Annotated in this window: 17 protein-coding genes, 1 tRNA gene, 2 rRNA genes and 1 pseudogene; 15 read left to right on the plus strand and 6 right to left on the minus strand. The window is 50.3% G+C overall.

What is annotated here, in order from left to right; translation table 11 throughout:
* Positions 1–147: 147 nt before the first annotated feature.
* From AC0L73_RS13840 to AC0L73_RS13855, 4 genes are all read left to right on the plus strand, one after another.
* Positions 148–2,895: ribosomal RNA gene (locus tag AC0L73_RS13840) — 23S ribosomal RNA — on the plus strand.
* A 144-nt stretch (positions 2,896–3,039) separates the two neighbouring features.
* Positions 3,040–3,154 (plus strand): 5S ribosomal RNA (rrf, locus tag AC0L73_RS13845).
* Between the two features lie 352 nt (positions 3,155–3,506).
* Positions 3,507–3,583: transfer RNA gene (locus tag AC0L73_RS13850), tRNA-Met, on the plus strand.
* A gap of 197 nt (positions 3,584–3,780) precedes the next feature.
* Entirely contained in the window at positions 3,781–4,173 is a 393-nt protein-coding gene (locus AC0L73_RS13855; protein ID WP_227952942.1) for a carboxymuconolactone decarboxylase family protein, read from the plus strand.
* A gap of 31 nt (positions 4,174–4,204) precedes the next feature.
* Here AC0L73_RS13855 and AC0L73_RS13860 read toward each other — a convergent pair whose 3' ends face one another.
* Positions 4,205–4,939 carry a DUF1194 domain-containing protein gene (locus AC0L73_RS13860; protein WP_227952944.1) on the minus strand — a complete coding sequence of 245 codons (735 nt, stop codon included), beginning with the start codon at positions 4,937–4,939 and terminating at the stop codon, positions 4,205–4,207.
* Between the two features lie 237 nt (positions 4,940–5,176).
* Between AC0L73_RS13860 and AC0L73_RS13865 the strand changes: the two genes are divergently transcribed.
* Positions 5,177–6,646 (plus strand): catalase, encoded by a 1,470-nt coding sequence (locus AC0L73_RS13865; protein WP_227952946.1) that lies wholly within the window; start codon positions 5,177–5,179, stop codon positions 6,644–6,646.
* A 77-nt stretch (positions 6,647–6,723) separates the two neighbouring features.
* Here the strand turns inward: AC0L73_RS13865 and AC0L73_RS13870 are convergent, their stop codons facing one another.
* Entirely contained in the window at positions 6,724–7,866 is a 1,143-nt protein-coding gene (locus AC0L73_RS13870) for an FAD-dependent oxidoreductase (protein ID WP_473654000.1), read from the minus strand.
* A 243-nt stretch (positions 7,867–8,109) separates the two neighbouring features.
* Here AC0L73_RS13870 and AC0L73_RS13875 point away from each other — a divergent pair, with 243 nt between their 5' ends.
* The 6 genes from AC0L73_RS13875 (at position 8,110) to AC0L73_RS13900 (ending at position 13,660) form a co-directional block, all read left to right on the plus strand.
* Positions 8,110–10,032 carry a sensor histidine kinase gene (locus AC0L73_RS13875; protein ID WP_473654001.1) on the plus strand — a complete coding sequence of 641 codons (1,923 nt, stop codon included), beginning with the start codon at positions 8,110–8,112 and terminating at the stop codon, positions 10,030–10,032.
* A gap of 119 nt (positions 10,033–10,151) precedes the next feature.
* Positions 10,152–10,976, plus strand: coding sequence for a type III PLP-dependent enzyme domain-containing protein (locus AC0L73_RS13880; protein WP_473654002.1), 825 nt, complete (start codon positions 10,152–10,154; stop codon positions 10,974–10,976).
* The gene (locus AC0L73_RS13885; protein WP_473654003.1) at positions 10,963–11,349 is read left to right on the plus strand and encodes a hypothetical protein; all 387 of its coding nucleotides are present in this window, start codon (positions 10,963–10,965) and stop codon (positions 11,347–11,349) included. Before AC0L73_RS13880 ends, AC0L73_RS13885 begins: the two co-directional genes overlap by 14 nt.
* 36 nt (positions 11,350–11,385) lie before the next feature.
* Entirely contained in the window at positions 11,386–12,420 is a 1,035-nt protein-coding gene (locus AC0L73_RS13890; protein ID WP_227952953.1) for a 1,9-bis(guanidino)-5-aza-nonane synthase, read from the plus strand.
* A 20-nt stretch (positions 12,421–12,440) separates the two neighbouring features.
* Positions 12,441–13,340 (plus strand): agmatinase, encoded by a 900-nt coding sequence (gene speB, locus AC0L73_RS13895; RefSeq protein WP_227952955.1) that lies wholly within the window; start codon positions 12,441–12,443, stop codon positions 13,338–13,340.
* A 92-nt stretch (positions 13,341–13,432) separates the two neighbouring features.
* Positions 13,433–13,660, plus strand: a complete 228-nt coding sequence (locus AC0L73_RS13900; protein WP_227952957.1) for a hypothetical protein — start codon at positions 13,433–13,435, stop codon at positions 13,658–13,660.
* A gap of 8 nt (positions 13,661–13,668) precedes the next feature.
* Here AC0L73_RS13900 and AC0L73_RS13905 read toward each other — a convergent pair whose 3' ends face one another.
* A complete protein-coding gene (locus AC0L73_RS13905) occupies positions 13,669–14,319 on the minus strand; it encodes a DsbA family protein (RefSeq protein WP_473654004.1) in 651 nt (216 codons plus the stop codon).
* 169 nt (positions 14,320–14,488) lie between these two features.
* Here AC0L73_RS13905 and AC0L73_RS13910 point away from each other — a divergent pair.
* From AC0L73_RS13910 to AC0L73_RS13920, 3 genes and pseudogenes are all read left to right on the plus strand, one after another.
* Positions 14,489–15,288 (plus strand): annotated as a pseudogene (locus AC0L73_RS13910) (undecaprenyl-diphosphate phosphatase).
* 97 nt (positions 15,289–15,385) lie between these two features.
* Positions 15,386–16,240, plus strand: coding sequence for a DUF3108 domain-containing protein (locus tag AC0L73_RS13915; protein WP_227952963.1), 855 nt, complete (start codon positions 15,386–15,388; stop codon positions 16,238–16,240).
* A 139-nt stretch (positions 16,241–16,379) separates the two neighbouring features.
* Positions 16,380–17,774, plus strand: coding sequence for an adenylate/guanylate cyclase domain-containing protein (locus AC0L73_RS13920; RefSeq protein ID WP_227952965.1), 1,395 nt, complete (start codon positions 16,380–16,382; stop codon positions 17,772–17,774).
* Here AC0L73_RS13920 and AC0L73_RS13925 read toward each other — a convergent pair.
* The 3 genes from AC0L73_RS13925 to AC0L73_RS13935 are packed head-to-tail and all read right to left on the minus strand — an operon-like array spanning position 17,771 to position 20,712.
* Positions 17,771–19,156: a TRAP transporter large permease gene (locus tag AC0L73_RS13925; protein WP_473654005.1), complete on the minus strand. Its 1,386-nt coding sequence runs from the start codon at positions 19,154–19,156 to the stop codon at positions 17,771–17,773. The genes AC0L73_RS13920 and AC0L73_RS13925 overlap by 4 nt on opposite strands.
* On the minus strand, positions 19,153–19,650 hold the full coding sequence (locus AC0L73_RS13930) for a TRAP transporter small permease (RefSeq protein ID WP_227952969.1): 498 nt from the start codon (positions 19,648–19,650) through the stop codon (positions 19,153–19,155). The genes AC0L73_RS13925 and AC0L73_RS13930 overlap by 4 nt, the downstream gene beginning before the upstream one ends.
* Positions 19,651–19,683: 33 nt before the next feature.
* Complete coding sequence (locus tag AC0L73_RS13935; RefSeq protein ID WP_473654006.1) at positions 19,684–20,712, minus strand: TRAP transporter substrate-binding protein; 1,029 nt, start codon at positions 20,710–20,712, stop codon at positions 19,684–19,686.
* A 247-nt stretch (positions 20,713–20,959) separates the two neighbouring features.
* Between AC0L73_RS13935 and AC0L73_RS13940 the strand changes: the two genes are divergently transcribed.
* Positions 20,960–22,042 carry a Zn-dependent alcohol dehydrogenase gene (locus AC0L73_RS13940; RefSeq protein WP_473654007.1) on the plus strand — a complete coding sequence of 361 codons (1,083 nt, stop codon included), beginning with the start codon at positions 20,960–20,962 and terminating at the stop codon, positions 22,040–22,042.
* Position 22,043 lies beyond the last annotated feature (1 nt).

Raw genomic sequence — 22,043 nt, forward strand, 5'->3', positions numbered from 1 at the left:
ATGTTTTTGGATTGTTTTTTGCTGCACGGCAGGAGATGGTTTGAGGCGGATCTGAGGCAGGGCCAAGGGTTGTTTGAGCGAAAGCGAGGACAGCCTGCGACAGCGAGCAAATCTGATCTGACTTCTGTGCATGACGCGAAGTGCTGAGATCAAACGTTTTAAGGGCATTTGGTGGATACCTTGGCGCATAGAGGCGATGAAGGACGTGGCATGCTGCGAAAAGCTTCGGGGAGTTGCAAGCAAACTTTGATCCGAAGATATCCGAATGGGGAAACCCACCGCATTAGCGGTATCGCTATCTGAATATATAGGATAGCGAAGCGAACCTGGTGAACTGAAACATCTAAGTAGCCAGAGGAAAGGACATCAACCGAGACTCCGTTAGTAGTGGCGAGCGAACGCGGACCAGGCCAGTGGCCTTATTCAAACAACCAGAACAGCCTGGAAAGGCTGGCCAGAGTGGGTGATAGCCCCGTATGGGTAATGTTGGATAAGGTCCTTGAGTAGGGCGGAACACGAGAAATTCTGTCTGAACGTGGGGGGACCACCCTCCAAGCCTAAGTACTCCTATGCGACCGATAGTGAACAAGTACCGTGAGGGAAAGGTGAAAAGCACCCCGACAAGGGGAGTGAAAGAGACCTTGAAACCGGATGCCTACAATCAGTCGGAGCCTCTTTATGGGGTGACGGCGTACCTTTTGTATAATGGGTCAGCGAGTTAATCTTTGCAGCAAGCTTAAGCCGATAGGTGTAGGCGCAGCGAAAGCGAGTCTGAATAGGGCGATTTAGTTGCAGGGATTAGACCCGAAACCGGGTGATCTAGCCATGAGCAGGTTGAAGGTGCAGTAACATGCACTGGAGGACCGAACCCACCAACGTTGAAAAGTTGGGGGATGACTTGTGGCTAGGGGTGAAAGGCCAATCAAACTCGGAAATAGCTGGTTCTCCGCGAAATCTATTTAGGTAGAGCGTCTTGTATCATCTTCGGGGGTAGAGCACTGGATGGGCTAGGGGGTCCCAACGACTTACCAAACCTAACCAAACTCCGAATACCGAAGAATGCAGCAAGGCAGACAGGCAGTGGGTGCTAAGATCCATTGCCGAGAGGGAAACAGCCCAGACCGCCAGCTAAGGTCCCTAAGTCATGGCTAAGTGGGAAAGGATGTGGGAAGGCCAAAACAACCAGGAGGTTGGCTTAGAAGCAGCCACCCTTTAAAGAAAGCGTAATAGCTCACTGGTCTAAATTTAAGCCGGCCTGCGCCGAAGATGTACCGGGGCTAAAGCCATGCACCGAAGCTGCGGATTCAACTCTTTGAGTTGAGTGGTAGCGGAGCGTTCCGTAAGCCTGTGAAGGGTAACCGCGAGGTTGCCTGGAGGTATCGGAAGTGAGAATGCTGACATGAGTAGCGAGATGAGTGTGAGAAACACTCACGTCGAAAGTCCAAGGGTTCCTGCGTAAAGCTAATCTGCGCAGGGTGAGTCGGCCCCTAAGGCGAGGGCGAAAGCCGTAGTCGATGGGAATGAGGTTAATATTCCTCAACCTGATGGTAGTGACGAATGGGGTAAATTGTGGGTCCTTATTGGATTGGACCTGCTGTGAACCTGTTCCAGGAAATAGCTCCATCATTATAGACCGTACCCCAAACCGACACAGGTGGACTGGTAGAGTATACCGAGACGTTTGAGAGAACTATGTTGAAGGAACTCGGCAAAATGACCCCGTAACTTCGGGAGAAGGGGTACCTCTCTTTGGGCAACCAATGGGAGGTGGCACAGACTTGGGGGTGGCGACTGTTTATTAAAAACATAGGACTCTGCGAAGTCGCAAGACGACGTATAGGGTCTGACGCCTGCCCGGTGCTGGAAGGTTAAGAGGAGCGGTGAGAGCTGCGAATCGAAGCCCCAGTAAACGGCGGCCGTAACTATAACGGTCCTAAGGTAGCGAAATTCCTTGTCGGGTAAGTTCCGACCTGCACGAATGGCGTAACGACTTCCCCGCTGTCTCCAACATAGGCTCAGCGAAATTGAACTCTCCGTGAAGATGCGGAGTACCCGCGGTTAGACGGAAAGACCCCGTGCACCTTTACTATAGCTTTGCAGTGGTATCAGGATTTGAATGTGTAGAATAGGTGGGAGCCTTTGAAGCAGTGACGCCAGTTATTGTGGAGGCACCTTTGAAATACCACCCTTTTGACTTTTGATATCTAACCGAGGACCGTTATCCGGTTCCGGGACCCTGCATGGTGGGTAGTTTGACTGGGGCGGTCGCCTCCTAAATGGTAACGGAGGCGCGCGATGGTTGGCTCAAGCTGGTCGGAAATCAGCTGATGAGTGCAATGGCATAAGCCAGCCTGACTGCGAGACTGACAAGTCGAGCAGAGACGAAAGTCGGTCATAGTGATCCGGTGGTCCCGTGTGGAAGGGCCATCGCTCAACGGATAAAAGGTACGCCGGGGATAACAGGCTGATAATGCCCAAGAGTCCATATCGACGGCATTGTTTGGCACCTCGATGTCGGCTCATCTCATCCTGGGGCTGGAGCAGGTCCCAAGGGTTTGGCTGTTCGCCAATTAAAGAGGTACGTGAGCTGGGTTTAGAACGTCGTGAGACAGTTCGGTCCCTATCTGCCGTGGGTGTAGGATATTTGAGAGGAGCTGCCCCTAGTACGAGAGGACCGGGGTGGACGTACCTCTGGTGGACCTGTTGTCACGCCCGTGGCACTGCAGGGTAGCTAAGTACGGACGGGATAACCGCTGAAAGCATCTAAGCGGGAAGCCCCCTCAAAACCAGATATCCCTTGAGAGCCGTGGAAGACCACCACGTTGATAGGCTGGAGGTGGACGTATGGCAACATATGGAGCTGACCAGTACTAATCACTCGATCGGTTTGATCTTAGTGCTTCATCATGCACAGTAGTCAGATTAGACTGAACACTACGGATTTTATGATCTCATTCCGAGGCATCGCTTTGGAAATAAGATCAGTAACAAAATCAAAACACATTCAAGGATGTATTCATAACTTCTGCTTTTTGCCGGCCTGGTGGCTATGGCGGGAGGCCTGCACCCGATCCCATCCCGAACTCGGTCGTGAAAACTCCCAGCGCCGATGGTACTTTGTCTTAAGGCACGGAAGAGTAGGTCGCCGCCAGGCCTGCAAAAAACAGAAGCTCCTCTTTATAAGATCAAAAGCCTCAGACGCCGACCGCCCACCTCCGTGGGCTCAGGCTTCTCGGGCATCTGCCCGGGCCGCAGTCGCGACCTGCCAAAGGCACAGCCTTTGAAATTGTAAAACCTCACCGCGTCAGAAAGGATACGGATCCGAGGCGCAAGCCGAGGCAAGGCCAAGGGAACGGATGTTCCCGCCGGCGATTGAGGCAAAAACAAAATTACCGCGGGGTGGAGCAGCCCGGCCTGTAGGCAACCAGCCGGAAGCCAGCAAGTAAACCGGGCAACACACCGCTAACCGGAAGGACATCAAACCCCTTCCAGTACAACAAAATTACCGCGGGGTGGAGCAGCCCGGTAGCTCGTCAGGCTCATAACCTGAAGGTCGTAGGTTCAAATCCTACCCCCGCAACCAAATTAAAAAGGGTCCCTTCAGGGACCCTTTTTTGTTCGGTGGCAAGGGCCAGGATGAAAAGCTTAGGGCGGCTTGAATTTACATACTGACTTCAAGATAGTATTCAATGGGGCTAAAAGTGCCAGTATGATAGTGCGTTGGTCAATATTCCAGCGCCCGTTCCTCTAGCACCCTGTTACTGCCCAAGGAGAATAATAATGAAAACACGTCGTGAGATCGGGCTGAAAGTGCTTGGGGAATTGACGGACTCTGATGGGACCGGGATTTTGAGACGGCTAAAGGAATTTCCGGTTCTAGCTGAGGGGGTTGTTGATTTTGCCTATGGTGAGGTCCTCTCGAGAGATGTCCTTGATCCTAAAATACGTCAATTGGCCACTGTGTCGTCCTTAGCGTCGCAAGGCATGCTCGCTCCCCAATTAAAGATTCATTTTGCTGGTGCGCTCAATATCGGTGTGAAGCCTGAAGAACTGGTGGAGATCGTCTATATTACAGCCATTTATGCAGGCATGCCGAAAGCCCTGAATGCGGCCGCGATCCTGCAGGAAGTGTTCAGAGAAAAGGGAATAAACATCAAGGTGATGGAAGAGTAAGCAGGAAAACGACTGTGGAAGAAGGGCAACGTTACTCAATTTTCGGTCGGCCATCGTTTGAGGTATCGGCAATTTCAAGAATAAGCTTCTTTCGAACGGCATTGGCGAATGTATCAGTATTATCCGCGGTGATAACAAAGGCCCCATTGCCACCGATGATTTGTTCTTTGAATGCGAGTTCAAGGTCATAGTTGTTGGGTCGACCGGAACAATAGCGGCAAAGAATCGCAAGACCATTGATTGTGATACCAGCAGCAATAACTTCCTGCCGTGCCAGTTCAATTGGTAGCCCATCCCAATTATTGGCGCTATCTGCGGAAATATCGATAACGCGCCGAAAACCCCAGAAACTATTATTCTCTATAAGGTTTTTTCCGAACAGTAGCGCCGTCCCAATAGCGTTAAAGCCTTGAGCCTTTCTGGGCTGTCGTAGTAATTCCTTCGCAAATTGTTGGGCGCTTTCCAAGCTGTGGATAATTTGCCATCCCACCACTATATCCTGCGAGTTAGAATCTCCCCATTCTACGTAAGTGACAGCAATTCTTTCATAAATTGTTGTTTGAATAGCGGAAATTACACTTGGATCGGTAATGGCCTTGGCATAGCCTTCCCGCTGAAACAAGATTTCAGCATCGTCAATGGAGCCGGTTGCGTCAGCCAGCAGTACGAGTTCAAGTCCAACTTTCGTTTCTTCCTGTGCCACACTTGACAAGCTCCAGAAGGTCATCAGTAGGAACAGGCTTGCACCTAGTTTATGGTGGAACATTTCTCGCTCCCACGCCTATAATATAAGAAAAGTATAATTTGGTAATTTTGGCAAAGGGTCAAGTAGTCAAAGTCAGCACATTTTATTGGTGCCTACGCTTTGCCATTGCAAGCGGTCTATAGAAAACGATCTGGAAATAAAAATAATTTGCAGAACCTTGACATTGTTTAGAATAATTCTAACTTACTTTGTACCTTGTAAACTTCACGCAAAAGAATTCTTTGGAGAGAGAAACCCATGTCAAAGCGCAAAACTATGACGACAACGGCCGGAGCGCCGATCAGTGACAATCAAAACTCCCTTACAGCAGGGCCGCGTGGACCTCTCCTGATGCAGGACTATCAACTGCTTGAAAAACTCGCCCATCAGAACCGGGAACGTATCGCCGAACGTGTAGTGCATGCTAAGGGCTGGGGGGCACATGGTACATTCACGGTCACCCACGATATCAGCAAATATACGCGTGCAAATATTTTTTCCGAAGTGGGTAAGAAGACGCCAATGATTGCCAGATTCTCAACCGTTGCCGGTGAGAAGGGTGCCGCAGATGCCGAACGGGATGTGCGCGGCTTCGCCCTCAAATTTTACACGGAAGAAGGTAACTGGGATCTGGTTGGCAATAATACGCCAGTCTTCTTCGTGCGGGATGCACTGAAATTCCCGGATTTTATTCATACACAAAAACGCCATCCGCGTACTAACCTGCGATCCCCAACTGCAATGTGGGACTTCTGGTCCCTGTCGCCTGAAAGCCTGCATCAGGTAACCATCCTGATGTCAGATCGCGGTCTGCCCGTGGCACCGATGTATATGAATGGGTATGGATCACATACATATAGCTTCTGGAATGAAGATGGAGAGCGTTTCTGGATCAAGTTCCATTTCAAGACGAAACAAGGGCATAAACATTATACTAATGAAGAGGCCACAAAAATTGTTGGCGAATCCCGTGAATCCTATCAAGAAGAGCTGTTCGGCACTATCGAGCGTGGTGAGTTTCCGAAATGGTCGGTAAATGTTCAGGTGATGCCTGAAATGGATGCTGAGAATACTCCCTACAACCCCTTCGATCTGACCAAGGTCTGGCCACATGGTGACTATCCTTTGATTGAGGTTGGTGAAATGGAACTTAATCGTAATGCGGATAACTATTTCGCGGAAATAGAGCAGGCCGCTTTCAGTCCGTCCAATGTTGTGCCGGGAATAGGTTTCAGCCCTGACAAAATGCTGCAGGCCCGTATTTTCTCTTATGCGGATGCGCATCGTCATCGTCTGGGTACACATTATGAAGCATTGCCGATCAATGCGCCGAAATCCGAAGTGCATCATTATCACAAGGACGGTGCGATGCGGTTTTTCCGGAATGATACTGGTAATCCCGATGCCTATTATGAACCAAACTCAATGAATGGGCCGGTAGAAGATGAGAGCTATCGCGAACCACCATATCGAATTTCAGGTGATGCGGATCGGTATAATCACAGGGAAGGTAATGATGATTATGCCCAACCGCGGGCGCTCTTTAACCTGTTTGATGCGGGGGAGAAAGATCGGCTCTTCTCCAATATTGCCGCCGCAATGCAAGGGGTGCCAGAGGAAATAGTTCAGCGACAGCTCGGCCATTTTTATAAAGCTGATCCTGCCTATGCGGAAGGCGTCGCCGCTAAGCTTGGAACGACTATCTCAGAGAGTATTAAAGCCGTCTAATTGAATCCCAAGCGGAAAGCCCCTTGAATGTTTCTTTCAGGGGGCTTTTCTTATGTCTGAATACCGAACACATAAACTCAGGATAGAAACAGTCGATCCGTCGCGATCTTTTTCCAGGCATTGACATCCGGTGGCCCCGCGGCCCTGATCTTCAGATCGCGCAGACCCCTGCCAAGCCAACTTTGCATATTTTGCAAATGACTGAGCGGGGCGTCGGCAAAATGGATGGTTCGCTCGACTTTTCGCTCTCTTTTTTCCTGATAGGTTATCAGCGCTTGATCGACATTTTGCATCGCCAGTGCATCAGCGAGGCAGCGACTGTCGGCAAGCGCCATCGCGACGCCTTGCTGTATCAAAGGGGAGCATCCGTTGGCGGCGTCACCGACAAAAACAACACGTCGGTCAAAGAAACAGGGTTTAACAACAGATTTTAGCCGGTTCGTCAGAATTTCGATGTCATCAATCTGTGACAAAATATATGGGACAGGGCCGCCGTAACCTGAGAAAATCTTTTTAATATTTTCATGTGCATTTTCGCCCAGAACGATGTCATTCAGATCCTCATATACATGACCATAGCAATAAAGCATGTCGTCACTGATGGGGTAGACCGTGAAGAGGTCCGTCTGTCCGACCATATGTAGCGGTTGCAAGCTATGTTCGGGGAAGGGGCTGACAAATCGCCATCCGATGACGTTGTGATCAAGGAGCATTTTCTGTCCCTCGAAATTTTTCTGCCGCACAAGAGAGCTAATTCCATCCGCCGCGATCAGTAGGTCGTAAGAACCATTAAGAAGTTCGTTGGTGCAGGTGATGTTGACCGCATCGTCACCATGCTCAACGGTCAGTATTTCCGTGTTGTAGCGGACTTTTCTTTCAAGCCCCTCCAGCATGGCAGTATCAAGATCTTCTCGATTGAGCGCTATGAACTGGTCATTCTCGAATGGTGGCTCCGTCAAGCTTGCTGTCTTGATAACTTTGCCGGTTACTTTGCTGTAAGTTATTGTCGAGGCTTCGAAGTATCTGCCTTCCAGACGTTCCAATACATCAAGGGCTTTAAGCTCTCTGACGGCATTAAAAGGAAGAACCAAGCCAGTATGTGTGATTGCTTCCGATGACCGTTTTTCAACAATCTCGAAGTCAATCCCAAACCTTGTAAGCCATTGAGCAACGGACAAGCCTGCAATCCCGGCACCTACGATCAGAATTTTCGATGTCAAACCGGTATGTTCCTTATAGTCGTCACGCCATTATACAATACAGCCGGATCATATAATTATTCTCGGCTAAATCAAAGACGGTTGTTAGGGCAGTCTGTCAGAACTCCTATTCCGCTAGTTGGTTAACGGATGGTCAACACTTTCGGGTTAATACTAAATAAATCCGAATTGTTCCAACCGGGAAAATTATTTGGCTAAATTTCGCAATAGCTTGCGTACCAAACAGCGCAGGGGGTATGGCTCATGTTAAGTGAATTAGCCATTCTCATCTGCTTGACTGTTATGCTCGCCGTGTTTTGGCGGCGAAAAAGTCGGCTCACTCACGTCAAATTAGGACGAGATCTGATAAGCTACGGCTTGCTGATAGTGGTCTTCTCGTCTCTCATTGATGTATTGTTTGTTGGTGATGGCTCCGCGTACGACATTGGCTTTAGTAATGAAAGCTCGTTGGAAATCTGGCGAGTTGTTGCTTATCTGCCGGGTCTCGTGCTTGTTGCCGTGGGCATGATGCGCATGTTTCCAGCTATCGAGCGTCTAAACGAGGAAATTAAGGCCAGAATAGTTTCTGAAGAAAAACAGCGGGAACAAAATAAACGTCTGCAGCAGACCATCATCCGGGCTGAGATGGCGGAAAATACACTTCTTGACGCCATTGAATCGATGCCTGAAGCCGTGGCAATCTTTGATACGAATGACAGACTATATGTATGCAACAATCCCTACCGGGAACGATATAAAGACATACTGGACGAGGTTAAGCCCGGCATACATTTTAATGACCTTGTCCAAAAGATGGTCGCACTTGGCCGCGTGGCGGAGGCCGTCGGACGAGAAGAGGAATATATCGCTGCACGGATCAAGGAACATCAGAATCCTGGCGATCCGGTAGAGCAGGAGTTCCACGATGGGCGGGTTTACCGGTTGTCCGAGACTAAGACAAAAGCCGGAGGCACCGTTTCCATTCGAACGGATATTTCGGATATCCGCATCCGTGAGCAGGCCCTAAAAGAAAACCGCGCAAAACTTGAGGAAGCCCAGTCCATTGCACAAATCGGAAGCTGGAATCATGATGCTGTCGCCAAAAAGCATGAATGGTCTGATGAAGTTTTCCGCATTCTCGGGTATGAAGTCGGCGAAGTTGAACAATGCTATGCCAATTTCATACCGCGAGTTCATAAAAACGATGTTGAGCGGCTTCGTTCAACTTTTGAAAGCAGCATTAAAAATTGTCATCCATTCGAAACGGAATTCCGAGTGGTGCATGATGACGGCAAGATAGTTTATCTCCGGCTACTAGGGCGTTTGACTGCTGATGAGAACGGCACCCTCACCGGTGCCACTGGAACGGTGCAAGATATTACTGCGCAGCATCAATTCGAGCGCGAATTGATACAGGCGAAACTGGAAGCAGAAGAGGGAACGCGTTCGAAATCCCTGTTTCTTGCGAATATGAGCCATGAACTCAGAACACCGCTAAACGCCGTAATCGGCTTTTCCGAAGTCCTGGCAAAGGAAATTTTTGGACCTTTGGCAAATGACCGCTATCGTGAATACGCAGATAATATCCAATCCTCCGGCAGGCATCTGCTGTCGCTAATCGATGATATTCTTGAATACTCGCGATTGGAATCTGATTCAATCGAGCTTCAGGAAACAGAATTCAATCTCCTGAAGGTCATAGAATCAACAAAAACAATGCTGGCAGCCAAGGCAGCGGAAAAATCGATTGGCTTCTCTATTTCAGGAAGCCTTGATATTGCAATACGTGCTGATGAAAGAAAATTTAAGCAAGTACTTATTAATCTTGTTAATAATGCCATAAAATTCACGCCAGAAAATGGACATATTGAGTTGGACTTGTCCGCGGATTCGGATGACTTCATATCTTTATATGTCATTGATAACGGCTATGGCATCAGCAAAGAGGAAATCAAAAATGTGATGCGCCCGTTTGGTCGCACGCATCATTCTATTTCTAAATCGATTGAAGGAACCGGCCTTGGTTTACCGCTTGCAAAATCCATCATTGAATTGCATGGCGGCATATTGAAAATTAGCAGTAATGGTAATACTCAGGGCACCACAATCGAGATACGTCTTCCGAAATCTCGGATCGGTGGCCTGCAGCAGGATGCTCCTCCCCTGAACCTGATTGCCCGGCCTTGAACGGGGCCCAAATCCTTCGCTTGCATGTGAATCTTTATGTAGCGTAGTCGTATTTTATCTGCTAATGAGCTTCACCGAAAAAATTGGATTTCAACAACTAAACAGGTGGAACATTAGAATTGCAACTGCTCCAGGATTGTGAGGGCTATGTCGCTGATCGCGAGCAAGCCCTAGCCGGTTTGCGGCGATATGAAAACGAAGCGACAGCTCTTGAAATCGAGCAGTCAAACGATGCTGTCCACTTTCTGTATATCGACAAGATTGCAGAGGCGGCCAACACCTTTCTTTCCGGATTTCCAGGTACATGTCTTTATGCGGCGAAAGCTAATCCGCATCCGGCGCTTCTGCGTCTGCTGTGGGCGGCGGGTATTCGTCACTTTGAAGTCGCGTCGATCCGGGAGATTGAGAATCTGCGGCGGGACTTTCCGCTTGCGCAGCTCTATTTTATGCATCCGGTCAAAAGTCGGCAGGCGATCGCCCGCGCCTATGCGCTTGGCGTACGTCACTTTGCTTTTGACAGCCTGGAGGAACTTCGCAAGATAAAGCAGGAAACCGGCCATGCCGAAGACCTCTCTCTGATGCTACGGCTCAGCGTCTCGCAGGTTGGGGCTGCCTATCCGTTGGACAATAAATTTGGCGCGACATTGATGGAAGCACCACTTCTGTTAACGCATGCCCGCCAGATCGCGGAGAAAGTCGGCGTGACGTTCCATGTCGGATCGCAATGTCTTGAGGTCGAAGCCTACGTCAATGCCATCTACAATATCGCCAATATGCTCGAAGGTTGCGGCGTCAAGATCGATATGATTGATGTCGGCGGTGGGTTTCCGATTTCATATCCGGATATGGAGCCAGTACCTTTGCAGGATTACTTCGATGCCATCGCCAAGGCTCTTATGGAATGCGGCTTTGAAGATCTCGAGATTTTCTGTGAGCACTGGTAGGGCCATGGTTGCGGCAGGCGGTTCGGTTGCGGTGCGTGTGGAGCTTCGCCGTGGGCAGTCGCTCTACCTGAATGATGGGACCTATGGATCGCTTTTTGATGCGGGTCAGCTAGGCTGGTCATACCCGATCGAGATTTACCGCGCCGGAAGGCTGGAAGTTCCGTCGGAAATGTCTCTTTTCCAACTCTATGGGCCGACCTGCGATAGCATCGACAAGATGCAGGACAGATTGTCGATTCCCGACGATGTTTGCGAAGGGGATTGGCTTATATTCCATCATTTGGGGGCCTATGGTTATGCCATGCAAACCAAGTTTAATGGATTCTATTCCGAAACCGTCGTAGCGATAGAAAACGCCGCCGGGTTCGTGTAACGCAACAATTCAATATAAGGTATTGAGGTAACAATTATGAAAACCTCTCAAAGTAACGATAAGGCGGCTCTCCTTTCGAAGACCGTCGAACATATCGATATAAAAAGTTTTGATGCCCGTCCGATCATTGATGCCATGGGGAAGATGTCTTTCACCTCGCGCGATCTCGCACGGGCGACGGAAATTTTCAACATGGCCGTGGAAGATCCGGATTGCGCCGTTATCCTGACCTTGGCGGGTTCAACCTCCGCCGGTGGCTGCATGCATGTCTACCGGGATTTAGTGGAACTGGGCATGGTGGACGCGATCGTATCCACTGGGGCGTCTATCGTTGATATGGATTTTTTCGAGGCACTCGGCTTCCGCCATTATCAGGCTGACAGCGCAGTCGATGATAATGATCTGCGGGCGCTCTATATAGATCGTATTTACGATACCTATATCGACGAGGAAGAGCTGCAGAATTGCGATGAAACGATCAAGATGATCGCAGATGGTTTGGAGCGGCGCGCTTATTCCTCCCGTGAATTTATTCAAGAAATGGGCCGTTGGCTTAAGACCAATGCGGTTAAGAAAAATTCTCTGATTGAAACCTGCTACGATCACGATGTACCAATTTTTGTGCCAGCTTTTTCCGATTGCTCGGCCGGGTTTGGTTTGGTCAAGCATCAAGTGGAAAATCCGGATGCACACCTCAGCATCGACAGCGTGAAGGATTTCCGCGAACTCACAGAAATCAAGATAGCTGCGGGGACCACCGGTCTGCTGATGGTGGGCGGGGGTGTTCCGAAAAACTTTGTGCAGGACACAGTTGTTTGTGCAGAAATCCTTGGCAAAGAAGTTGATGTGCATAAATACGCCGTGCAAATTTCGGTCGCTGATGTGCGTGATGGTGCCTGCTCCTCCTCAACCCTGAAAGAAGCGGCGAGCTGGGGAAAAGTCAGCACAAGTCTGGAACAGATGGTTTTTGCGGAAGCCTCTTCCGTGATTCCTCTTCTGGCGTCAGACGCCTATCACCGTGGTGGATGGAAGGACCGTAAGTCCAAAAGATTCTCAAAACTGTTTCAGTAGCAGATTGTTGGATTAACGCCATGAAGGCACCATTTGATATTTTTCCCTCGGAAGAGGGATTTCTGGGATTGCCGGCCGAAGAGGCCGTTGATTACGCAGCGGCCAAAGCGGTAATCATCCCTTTTGGTCTTGAAGGTTCCGTCAGCTATGGAGGCGGGACCGCTAAGGGGCCTGCGGCGATGATCGAGGCGAGCCATCAGGTGGAGCTTTTCGATGAAGATCTGTGGTGCGAACCGTTTCGCGACTTTGGCGTCGTTACTATGCGGGAGATTCCTGTCGACGGCAGCGACATCAAGAAGGCGGTTGAAAATCTGGCGGGATTGACGGGTTCTGTATTATCGGATCAAAAATTCCCTCTCGTATTCGGCGGGGAACATTCCATTACACCCGGCGCGATACGGCCGTTCCTTGAAAAATATGATGATCTGATCATCCTGCATTTCGACGCCCACGCCGATTTGAGGGATGGTTATGAGGGGGAGCATTACTCCCACGCTGCGGCCATACGACGTGTGCTCGATCATCCCACGGTGCCGATCGTCTCGATCGGGATACGAAATATTTCGGCAGAGGAAATTCCTTTTCTGGAGGCAAACCGGCATCGCATTACGATCCATTGGGGAAAAGACCGTGAAATCTGGCGGATTGAAGACATCGTTGCACCGCTGAAAGATCGTCCCATTTACCTGACATTCGATCTCGATGGATTTGATGGCTCTGTTATGCCTGCGACCGGGACCCCTGAACCGGGTGGCCTCTTCTGGAATGATGCGATTAACATCATCAAGGCTGCGTCAAAAGCCGGGAAAATTGTGGGGGCCGATATCAATGAACTGGCGCCAATTAGTGGTTTTCACGCACCAAATTTTCTGGCGGCAAAGTTAGCCTATAAAATCCTTTCCTATTCTTTTTCGCGCTGACCGCCTTGAAAACAGCAAGGTTTTTCCTCTTTTTTGGATAAAATTTGCCTTATTTCCCGGCCATATTGCTAGTTCTAGCAGGAGGGCAGGAAATGAGGAATACGCATTCTATGGGTAATCGGAGCAATGTGATCACCCGACTAAGTTCGGTGGCTAAATCTTATCGGTCGCAAATCAGCCTTGTTACCGTCACAGCGTTTTTGGGGCTGGCGATTGTTATGAACATCGCTATGGCGTCCGAAACAACCACGGAAAAGGCGCAGGCGCAGGTGGCATACCTCAAAAAGATTCCTTCTGAGACAAGCTCATCCGTCCATTAGGGAAACCACTACCGTGCGGCCAACCCATCCTGTTTCATGCGCCAAAGACATGCTTCCACCCTATCCTGCCCGAAGAAAGCTTCGTTCTTGTAGGCAAGGGTAGGGACGCCCCAATGACCCGATTTTTCGAGGGCAACCTGATTGTCCTCGACCTTGGCAGCATAACCGTCGAAATCCTTCTCGACGAGGTTATCAAGATATGCAAGGTCAAATCCGGCATTTTTTGTCGCATTGGCAAGGTGATCACCTTCATGCCAGCCGCGCACCTCACCATTCCACAAAAGACGGGAAATATTATCGATAAAATCAAGCCCGTCACCTGTTTCCGCCGCAGCAATACCGAGATGCGTTAGCCGATGAATGAAAGGTTGTTCCGCCGGAACTTCTTTTGTCTGCCTGTTCATTTTAACGGGGTCGGGCCTCGGCCATGAAATGGGGATGCCGTTCATATCACCCACCCTCTGAATGTCAGTCAGGAGGTAGTCGATCCAGAGTGGATGCACATCCTTGAAGAATTCGGGCGTACGAATTGCGATGGGATAAACCGGACGGACATTGACCTGAAGTGCATACTCCTTTCTCATTTCTACGATCCGGCGCGTAGCCAGATATGAGTAGGGACTTCTGAACGACCAGAAAAGATCAACGCTATGGGGCATGGTTTTCTCCATTGTTATTTGTTACTTTTTGTTCACAATAAATGGTTATAGTGCCCGCAGCCAAGTAGTTTTCTATGTCGCTATAGCGGGTTATGTGAAGTTCGACGGTTTTCTATGAAAACTATGGCCAGTTTAGTGTCGCACCCTGAAGTACAGTTTAAGAGATAACATGCCATTTTTTCATATTTTAGTGCTTGCGGCTATTCAGGGAATTACAGAGTTTCTGCCAATTTCGTCCAGCGGACATCTTCTGGTAATCCCGACGATTACAGGCTGGGCGGATCAGGGGCAAACGATTGATATTGCCGTCCATGTCGGGACACTTGTGGCCGTGGTAGCTTACTTCAGAAAAGATGTTCAGGAAATAGTATTGGCGTTCCTGCGCCCGACGGATAGTTCCCGTGTAGAGGGTCGGCGACTTGGTTGGCATATCCTCATCGCCAGCATTCCCGTCGTGATCGCGGGGGGGCTATGTACTACTTTATTCAGGGTGAACTCCGGTCTATCCTGCTGGTCGCAGGGACGACCATTATCTTTGGATTGTTCCTTGGTTGGGCAGACAAAAATTTTCCGGTGACGAAGAAGATAGGCACGATATCTGTATTGGATTCCTTTGTGATTGGGCTTTTTCAGGTTCTCTCACTTCTACCGGGGACCAGCCGATCAGGAATAACAATGTCCGCCGCCCGCATGCGCGGACTAAGCCGGAGCGATGGCGCACATTTCTCTATGTTGCTCTCTATTCCGACAATTCTCGGCGCGGGGACACTTGCGGCTTATCATCTGATTAAGATGGGAGATACTGATGTCGGTTTGGACGCCGTTCTTGCCGGGGTTATCTCCTGTCTCGTGGCCTTCCTTGTTATCAGCCTTCTGATGCGCTGGATCGAGAAAATTGGCTTTACGCCCTTTATCATCTACCGGCTAATCTTGGGTGTGTTGCTTCTCGCTCTTTATTTTGCGACGTAGGTTGCCTTTCTACTCCAGAGTGGTGCGCAATCAAAATGCTTGATTATTCCTGCCTGACACACCATTTCTTCTAAAAGGTGAACGGGGCAGACTGCGCATGATTACACTGCGAAAAAAAGACTTGAGTACCTTGCCGCTTATCGGAGTGGGGATTTTCTTTGCCCTGTTTCTTCTCTCATCACCTGTTTCCGCATCGGAGAATGAAACGGATTTACACTATTCCGTGTATCTGGGCGGATTATATCTTGGCAGTATCGAGACAGAGGTCCGGCAAGGTAAAAGCAACTACAAGATTCAAAGTGCTGCCCGCACCAATGCGACGTTTAAGTGGGTCCTGAACTGGTTTGCGAAGGGTGAAACCGAGGGCCTAGTCAGCCTCGACAAATTTTTTCCGCAACAGCATCAACACAAAAGCACCTGGAACGACAACGTCCGTGTAGTTTCGATGGATTATACCAATGCAGGCGAGGTTCAAGTGCAGAAAACGGATACGCGTGAAGGTCCGTCAAGCAAACTGACACCAATTGATCCTGCGAGCCTGACGAATACACTTGATCCGATGACCGCCATTTTGACGATGACTAACCGTTTGGAAAAGGGCGAGGGCTGCAAAGCTGAACTCCCGATTTTCGATGGGCATCGTCGATATGACATAATGCTTTCGGAAAAGCCGGCACGTTATTTTAAGCCCTCTCGCTACTCCGTTTTCGAGGGAAATGCGATTGGATGCAAAATCGATATCGTCAGAAAAGGTGGCTTCCCAGTAAAGCGGAACTATGACCGCGACCCCAATGCCAATCAGGAGGTAATCGTGTGGGTCGGCGCACCCATCGAGAATGGTCATGTTGTCCCGGTCCGCCTGCGAATGGAAACTCAGTTTGGCATGATGGAAATGCATCTCGACCGATATCGAGAAGGTCCCATGCAGCTGGTGAGTAACAATTCGAAATAGGCACCAGTTTGCATATGGGAAGTATGGCAATAGTTCCGCGAATAGACTAAAGAAGGTTGGTCTATGACTAATTATTCTTCTATAGGTAGCCTGGGTCGTTCATAAGAAGCGAATTAATCCGTGTCGAGGGGAAAACGCAATGGCAGGGTCAGGTTTGATTAGCGGGTTACGTCAGAGGCGGCGCAGGGACGATCTTCCGGATATCGAGAATAACAAATATCTTTATGAGGCGTTGGACCAAAATAAGCGCGAGGGACTGATGCTGGCGGTTCGGGCCCGAACTATTTCCCTTGCAATCATTGGTGTTTTTCTGATTTACCTCAATCCGGACTGGTCGGTCATTTATTACGAAGTGCTGATTGCCGGTTTTTTGTTGATCGGCTGGTTGCAAGTTAAAGTCGGCCGGGTAGAACGATCGCGCGCGGAGTTGTTCCTGATCCTTCTGGATCTCGCGCTGATGACAATTGTCCTGATCGTTCCTAATCCTTGGGATCAACGCCCCTGGTCTGCGGCCATGCAATTCAAATTCGGGAATTTTCCCTATTTCTATATTCTATTGGCGGGCGCGGCCCTTGCATATTCCTGGCGGACCTTGCTGCCGGTCGCTGCCTTTACGACTGTTCTTTGGATGGGGGGCTATTTTTGGGCGGTCGCTCAACCATCGGACATCGCGGATCTGTCTGAGAAGGTGAAGTTGGCGCTTGCCGGATATCCACATGTTCTTGAATTCGTTGACCCGGATTTTATTTCGTTAGAGCAACGCATTCAGGAGGTTCTGGTCTTCTGTATTGTTGCCGGATTGCTCGGACTTAACGGTTGGCGGTCCCGTCGGTTGTTGGTCAGGCAGGCCGGTGTCGCGCGTGAACGCGCAAATCTTTCCCGGCATTTTCCGCCTAATATCGTCGATACCCTTGCTGAAAGTGATCAACCGCTTGGTGATGTCAGGTCCCAGAAGGTGGCGGTGCTATTTGCAGATATTGTTGGTTTTACGAAAATGGCGGAAGCGGAAACACCAGAACGAATTGTTGCGGTGCTGAGGCAGTTTCACACCCGGATGGAAGCTTGCGTATTTGACAATCACGGGACATTGGACAAGTTCCTCGGTGACGGCCTGATGGCAACTTTTGGTACGCCGGAGATAACAGAGGAAGATGCGAAGAATGCCCTGCGATGCGCGGCGGCCATGCACCGGGAAATGAATATCTGGAACGAGAAACGGGCCAAAGAAGGATTGTCTCCTATTCGATTATCCGTCGGCATTCATTACGGCACGGTAGTCCTTGGAGATATCGGGTCTGAACGCAGGCTTGAATATGCGGTGCTTGGCGATGTCGTTAATGTCGCCAGCCGGCTGGAGGCATTAACCCGTGAACTGAATGCACACACGGTCGTCAGCGACAAACTTATAGAGGCCGCAGGCGGGGCGGCAATCGCCAAGGATTTGAATTTCATCGAAAATGGTACTCAGGCAATTCGCGGTCGCGATGAAACGGTGAAGACCTGGCTTCAGCCCTTGGCACTCACTCCGACTTAACCGGAGAGAAGGCGTGGGATGAACAGGGCGATTGCCGGGAAGAGGAGGATCAGCGCAATGCGCACTATTTCAATCCCGAAAAAAGGCATGACCCCTTTGAAAGTGTCCGCCATTTTAACATCCCCTGCAAGGGCGCTGATGATAAAGACATTGAGGCCCACAGGTGGCGTTATCAGCCCAAGCTCAATAACAATGAGCGCAAGGATGCCAAACCAGATTTTCAGTTCATTCGCGTCCATACCGAAAGCGGCGGATTCCGCAGTCGCGTAGTCACCGCCATTGATCTCAACAAGGACGGGCCATAAAAAGGGAACGACAACGAGGATCATGGAAAGAGAATCCATAAAACAGCCGAGAATGATCAACGCAATCAACATGACGACGATGATCGACAGCGGATCAAGGCTACTTGCGCCTGCCCAGCTCGCCAAGGCTTCCGGGAGTCCAGCACGGGTGAAGAAGCCTTTCAATACCTCTGCCCCGAACAGGATGAAATAAATCATCCCGCTTGTAACGGCGGTGGCCAAAAGGGCCTCCTTGATACCTGCCAGGCTCAATCCTTCTCCAAAACGGCGAAGATAAAGACCATATACAAGAATTAGAAAGACGCCGATCCCGGCCGCAGGTGTGGGCGTGAAGAGACCAAGGCCAAGACCTAAGATGATGGCGCCAAAGATAACCACAACTGGGATAAGGCGGCGGATGGCAACGCGCCGTTCATCTTTGGCCATCGGGCGTGCCTCCGGCGCGAGGGAAGGCTTGATCCGCACCATTACAGCGATTGCGAAGATGAAGAAGAGCACCGCGATGAGGCCGGGAATGATCGCCGCCTGGAACATCTCGAGGATGGAGGCTTCGACGATAATCGCATAAATCACGAGGGCCACAGACGGGGGGATGAGAATCCCGAGTGTGCCGCCAGCCGCCAGTACGCCGGTTGCAAAGCCCGGTGCGTAATTGAGCCGCCTAAGCTCAGGCAGGGCGACCCGCCCCATTGTTGAGGCTGTGGCGAGAGAGGAGCCGCACACTGCGCCAAATCCTGCGCAGGCTCCGATTGCAGACATCGCGACACCGCCCCGGTATTTCCCGGCGAAGGCGTTGACGCCTTGAAAAAGATCGCGGCTTAGATTGGCATTGGAGGCGAGATACCCCATCAGGATAAACAGTGGAACAACGGAAAGATCGTAATTGGCGACTGAGTTCCATAGCAGGCTCTTGAATTGGTATAGATAGGGTTCAAACCGGATGTAGGGCAGGGCAAGGCTTAATGCGAAATTGCCGCCGATCCCCACCAGAACCATAGCCAGGCCCACCGGAATCCGAAGCGCCAGAAGAATAAAAAGGACACTGAGACCGAAGATGCCAATAAATTCACCGCTCACCCGTTTGTCCTTTTTTCGTTAAGCTGCATTGCCGCAACCAGAGCCCAGAGGATCAAGGACAGGATTCCCGGAACATAGAACGGCCAATTCGGCCAACCGAGTATAGGAGAGGACGCAAAATCCTCAAATGCGGAAAACATCCCCAGACTCATCCAATAGGCCAGAAACAAGGCCAGAATGATCGTAAGGGTCAGGGTTATTTTTTCTAGAATTAGCTGGGTTCGAATGGAAAAATGTTCCGCAAACAGATCAACCGCGACATGCCCTTTCTGCTTCTGACAATAGGGGAAAAACATCAGAGCGGCGGCACTGATTGCCAGCCGGACAAAATCTTCATATCCCGCCAGACCAGCGATATTTAGGTCAAAGAGTCGCGCAACCTTGTCCGCCCCGAAGGCGGCTGTATTTATTGTCGTGACGATAACAATCAGAAGGGTAAGGATGCCCGCCAACAAGGCCCAGCCGGATACTATCCAGTCCAGTTTTCTAGGCATACTTACCTCTTCAATCTGTCAGTTTACGTTTCGTTAGTTGGAATGCTTGGCGATAGCTTTACGCGCTTCATCGACAAGTTTCTGGCCGTCGATGCCACGGCCGTTTACTTCACTGACCCATCGCGCCACAACTTTGTCGCCAACTTCATCGAAGGTGCCTTTGGCAGCCGCATCAAGCTCAACAATCTGGCCTCCTGACTTTTCCTGCATGCCCATTCCGGGCTTTTCGACATTGTTCCAGACAACGCCCATTTCCTCTGAAAAAGCGGGTCCGATGTTATCATCGATCACTTTTTTAAGGTCATCCGGCAAGTTGTTATAGCTGTCCTTGTTCATCGCGAAGAGGAAAGTCGCCGTGCCGAACCGCTCATTATCTCCACCAACCAATGAGTAATTGGTGAGTTCTGCCAGCTTGAACGGCGGGAAAATCTCGAAGGGAACGAGACCGCCTTCAACAACGCCTTTGGAAAGGGACTGCGGCAAGTCGGGGAGTGGCATGCCAACCGGATCGGCACCCCAGGCTTCGATCATCCAGCCGCCACTCCGGGATGGTGTGCGGATTTTCATACCTTTCACGTCATCAAGCGATGTGACCTTTTTTGATGTCGTGTGCAAGGCATTGCCCGCATGCACATGGACGAGAAGGGGTTTCACATCCGAAAAATCGTCGGCAATCATCGGAAAAATTTCCTGAATGGCGGCATTTGTCGCCTTGGCATCTCCCTTATGAACCGTTGGCAATTCAAATACTTCTATGCGCGGGAAAACACCGGGAGTGTAGCCGGGCACAGTCCAGACCATATCTACAACACCATCGCGGACTTGCTGATAAAGCTCCGGCGGCTTACCGCCGAGTGCCATTGACGGAAAAATCTTGATTTCGATCCTGCCGTTTGAGTCTTTCGCAATTTTATCAGCCCAAGGCAGCATCATTTTTGTATGCGCTGGCGCTTTCGGACTCAGAAAATGATGCAGAGTTAAAGTGATCTCGGCTGCATGTGCCGAAATCGCACCGGTAACCGCCATTGCAGTTGCCAAAGTTAAACCTAATAGCTTTTTCATATGTAACCTCCCAGTTTCGCCACACTTGTTCTTTGACAATCGATATGCGGCGATGATGTTGACATTAGCGATAATAGATCGGGCGTAAAATAAGTTTATGCTTCGTGCTATTCGTAAAACGAATGGATTGTAATTTTGTAACCGTCAACAAACTGGCGAAAAAATATCCAATGCGAAAAGGCTATGATTGACTTTCCGACCGGGGTTCATGAAGAGTTGTAATTAACAGGAAATCAGGGAGAGATACATGAAAGCTGCTGTCTGCCGGGAGTTTAACAAGCCGCTACAAATCGAGAATATCAGAATCGCACCGCCACAAGAGGGGGAAGTGCGAGTCAAGCTGGCGGCCTGTGCTATATGCCATTCGGACATTACCTATATGGATGGCGGCTGGGGCGGGACGCTGCCCATGGTGCTGGGCCATGAAGCCGCTGGGATCGTCATGGAAACTGGTGCGAGGGTTCGGAATATTCAGGTGGGTGACCCTGTTCTCGTCACACTAATTCGATCCTGTGGTCACTGCGCGGATTGCGAAAATGGGCAGCCATATATTTGCGCCACTCCCTTTCCGATCGACGAGGACAGTCGCCTAATGTCGGAAAAAGGTGAAAAGGTAGGGCCGGGACTCCATACCGGTGCCTTTGCCGAAGAGGTTGTTGTCGATCAATCACAGTTGGTAGTCCTTCCCAAGGACTTCCCGTTGGATGCGGCATCTCTTCTTTCCTGCGGGGTTATCACAGGGCTTGGTGCGGTCGTCAATACGGCCGAGGTGGAATATGGCTCTTCCGTTGTAGTGATCGGATGTGGTGGCGTCGGCCTTAACGCAGTCCAGGGGGCGGCGCTGGTGAATGCGGCGCCGATTATTGCTCTTGATCTGGTGGAAGAGAAACTAGTTGCGGCGCGTGTCTTTGGGGCAACGCATACGATAAACCCCCTTGCGAATGATACGGCGAAGCAGGTCCGTGCGCTAACCCACGGACGCGGAGCCGATTATGTTTTTGTCGCGGCGGGTAGCCCCAAGGCATTCGAGCAGGGGCTGGACCTTCTCGCGCCGTCCGGGACGCTGGTGATTGTTGGGATGCCGCCAACAGGACAGAAAATAGAGGTGGAGGCCGGTAACATCGCCGGGTCAGGTCAGAAAATTCTTGGCAGCAAAATGGGGTCGACCCGGTTGCGTATCGATATCCCGAAACTGGTCGCGCTGTATGAGGCAGGTAACTTGAAACTGGACGAGTTGATTACAGGGCGATATCCGCTTGACCAGATCAACGAGGCAATTGATGAAGTTCGGGCGGACAAGGCCCTCAGAAACGTAATAATATTTGAGTAGA

This window comes from Sneathiella sp. D3-11 (assembly GCF_055809395.1).